Origin of the sequence: Citricoccus sp. (assembly GCF_035445025.1) — a bacterium.
Classification (GTDB): domain Bacteria; phylum Actinomycetota; class Actinomycetes; order Actinomycetales; family Micrococcaceae; genus Citricoccus.
Map to the genome: position 1 here is coordinate 1 of NZ_DAOMPX010000125.1, position 3,524 is coordinate 3,524.

3 protein-coding genes are annotated in these 3,524 nt (G+C 72.6%); all 3 read right to left on the reverse strand.

Annotated elements, in window-relative coordinates; all coding sequences use genetic code 11:
- A partial coding sequence (locus tag PLJ28_RS15310) for an OB-fold nucleic acid binding domain-containing protein (protein ID WP_502877098.1) occupies positions 1-509 on the reverse strand: 509 nt, incomplete at its 3' end.
- Positions 510-527: 18 nt separating this feature from the next.
- Positions 528-2,660: a M13 family metallopeptidase gene (locus PLJ28_RS15315; protein WP_324590382.1), complete on the reverse strand. Its 2,133-nt coding sequence runs from the start codon at positions 2,658-2,660 to the stop codon at positions 528-530.
- Positions 2,661-2,832: 172 nt separating this feature from the next.
- A partial coding sequence (locus PLJ28_RS15320; RefSeq protein ID WP_324590383.1) for a 4-phosphopantoate--beta-alanine ligase occupies positions 2,833-3,524 on the reverse strand: 692 nt, incomplete at its 5' end.

Here is a 3,524-nt window from a genome sequence, read left to right on the forward strand (position 1 = left end):
CCGGCGTGCAGCACGGGCAGCGGACGCAGCGCCTTGGAGGCCATCTGCCAGCCGTCGGCCATGATGGACAGCTCCCCGCGGCGGGAGGCGATCACCTCGCCCTGGACGGCGATGTGGTCGCCCAGGTCCACGAGGTGCTTCCAGTCCGCGAGGGACTCCTCGCCCACGTTGGCCAGCGAGACCATGACCTGCAGCCGGGTGCCGGCGCCGTCGTCGCCACCCTCCTGCAGCGTGGCGAAGCAGAGCTTGCCGGTGTTGCGCAGGAACACCACGCGCCCGGCCACGCCGACCCGCTGGCCGGTCTCGGCCCCCGGCTCCAGGTCCGGGAAGTCGGCCCGGACGCGTGCCAGGGAGTGCGTGCGGTCCACGGCGACCGGGTAGGCCTCGCGCCCGGAGGCCAGGATCTCGTCGCGCTTGTCCTGGCGGACCTGCCGCTGGTCACTGGTCGTGGGGTCGCTGGGCTGTCCGTCCACCGTTGCCGGCTGGACCGGGGAGTTCTGGGTCGTCACGGTCAACCAGTCTACGGCTCACCAGATGGTGACGCGCTCGGCCGGATCCAGCCACATGCCGTCACCCGGCCGGGTCCCGTAGGCCTCGTGGAAGGCGTCGAGGTTCCTCACCACCTGGTTGCAGCGGAACTCGTTGGGCGAGTGCGGGTCGGAGGTGATCCGCGTGATCGTGGTCTCCGGGCGGGACAACTGGCGCCAGCACTCCGCCCAGGACGCGAAGAACGCGCGGTCCTGCTCCACCTGGGCCTCATCGGCCGCGGAGGCCTCCACCGGCCCTCCGGCCTCGGGGTGGGCCCCGACCGGGCGGCCGGTCGCCTCGGACCGGGCGGCCGTCCCCTCGGCTCCGGCCGCCCGGGCCGGGCCGGCGGTGTCACCGGTGCGGTCGGCGTCGGCGTTCTCCTCGCGCCAGATCTCCAGCGCCTTGTAGGCGATGCCCAGCCCGCCCAGGTCACCGATGTTCTCGCCCAGGGTGAGCCGGCCGTTGACGCAGTGCTCCGGCGCCTCGCTGGGGCGCAGCACCTCGAACTGTTCCACGAGCCTGGCGGTGCGCTCCTCGAAGGCGGCGCGGTCGGCGTCGGTCCACCAGTTCCGCAGGGTGCCGTCCCCGGTGTACTGGGAACCCTGGTCGTCGAAGCCGTGGCCGATCTCGTGTCCGATGACGGCGCCGATGGCCCCGAAGTTCTCGGCCGGGTCCCGGCCGGGGTCGAAGAACGGCGGCTGCAGGATGGCCGCGGGGAAGACGATCGCGTTCTCCAGCGGGGAGTAGTAGGCGTTGACCGTCTGCGGGGTCATGTGCCATTCCTCGGGATCCGGGCCGGTCTCGATCTTGGTCAGGTCCCGTTCGAACTCGAACGCGGAGGCCGCACGCACGTTGGCCACCAGGTCGTCGGGATCCACCTCGAGGGAGGAGTAGTCGATCCACTTCACCGGGTAGCCGACCATGGGCTTGAACATGGACAGCTTCTCCAGCGCCCGCTGCCGGGTCTCCTCCCCCATCCACTCGAGCGTGGAGATGGACCGGCGGTAGGCCTCCAGCAGGGTGGACACGAGCTGGTCCATGGTCGCCTTGTGGCCCTCGGGGAAGTGCCGGGCCACGTACAGCCGGCCCACGTCCTCGCCCACGGCCCCGTTGACGAAGGCCACCCCGCGCTTCCAGCGGGGCTTGACCTCCTCGGTGCCCGCGAGCTTGCGGCCGTAGAAGGCGAAGTGCTCGTTGACGAAGGCCTCGGTCAGGTAGGGGGCGGCCGAGCGCAGCACCTGCAGCTGCAGCCACAGCTTCCAGTCCTCCAGGTCCTCGGCGAGCAGCAGCTGCTGCATGGCGGCCAGGAAGTCCGGCTGCCAGGCCACCACCTCGGCGCTGCGGGAGTCCTGCGCCCCGATGCCCTCCAGCCAGCGCTCGGCCAGCGGGAAGGACTCCAGCAGGGTCGCGCGGTCCAGCAGGTTGTAGCGGGCCACCGCATCCCGGCACTTCACCACGTCCCAGTGGGCGGCGGCGATCTTCACCTCCAGGTCCACCACGCGGTCCGCGTACGCCCGGGTCTCCGGGGTGTCACCGCCGATGCCGGCCAGCTGGAAGAGGTTGCCCACGTGCTGCCGGTAGTCACCCAGCAGCTCCGCGAACTTCTCCTCCCGGTAGTAGGACTCGTCCGGCAGGCCCAGTCCGTCCTGGAGCAGGTGCAGCAGCATGCGCTCCGGGTTCCCGGCGTCGTTGAGGGCACCGGTCTGGATCAGGCCGCTGACCCCGGTGCGCTGCAGACGGCCGGAGAGCTCGAGGAACTCCTCGACGTCCTCCACGGCCTCGATCTCGGCCAGGTCGGCCACGATCGGCTCCAGTCCCCGGTCCTCCACGCTGGACTCGTCCATGAAGGAGGCGTAGAGCGCGCCGATGCGCCGGCGGGCGCCCTCGTCGTCGGCGCCGGCGGTGAACGGACCGGACTCCCTGCCGGCCCCGGGGCCGGACCAGAAGTGGGCGGCGGCGTCCTCGGCCAGTCGGCGGACCGCGGCCTCGGAGGCGTCGCGCAGCTCCATGAAGGCACCGTAGGTCCCCTGGTCCGCGGGGATGGTCGTGGACTCCATCCAGGCGCCGTTGACGTGCCGGTAGAGGTCCTCGCGGGCGGTCGGCTGGCTGGTGGCGGTCACGGTCTGGCTCACGCGGGCTCCTGGGGCAGTCGGGGGTCGACGGCGGCGCCGGGGAGCGGGTGCCCAGCGGCGCCGGGGTACCGGTCCGGTGGGCACCGGACCGCAGCTTGCGTCCGATCCTATCCGGGGCGGCGCCCGAGCGCCGCCCGGTCCGGGATCGGGGCGGAGGCCGCCCACCGTGCGCTCAGGACGAGGCGGGCAGCACCATGTTGTCGATGAGCCGGACCGGGTCGAACTCCGCGGCCACCAGCGCGAGGGCCTCGCGCTCCAGCGGGCGTCCCCACTCCTCCGGGGTCAGCGGCTCGAGGGTGGCATGGTCCACCACCTCGAGGTAGTCGAGCCCGGCCAGCGGTTCGGCCTCGATCATCGCCCGGGCCGCGCCGACGTCGAGCGGCCGGCCCTCCTCCGCGGCCCGCCGGAGGGTCCCCAGCGAGCGGTGGAGCACGAGGGCCGCCTCGAGCGCCTCCGGGGACAGTCGCGTGTTGCGGCTGGACAGCGCCAGCCCCTCCGGGGAGCGCACGAGCGGCACGGCCCGGATCTCCAGGTCGAAGTCCAGGTCGGCGCGCATGCGGCGCAGCACGGCCAGTTGTTGGGCGTCCTTCTGCCCGAAGTAGCTGAGCAGCCGCGCCGGGGCCGGGGGAAGGGCGGTGTGCCAGAGCTTGGCGACGACGGTGCAGACACCGTCGAAGTGACCGGGCCGGCTGGCTCCCTCCAGGACCTCGCCCATGCGCCCGGCCGAGACCGTGACGATCGGGGCGTCCGGGTACCCGGGATACATCTCCGCCAGGTCCGGGGCGAACACCAGCTCGCACCCCTCCGCGCCGAGGATCTCCCGGTCCGCCTCGAGCGTGCGGGGGTAGTTCTCCAGGTCGGCGG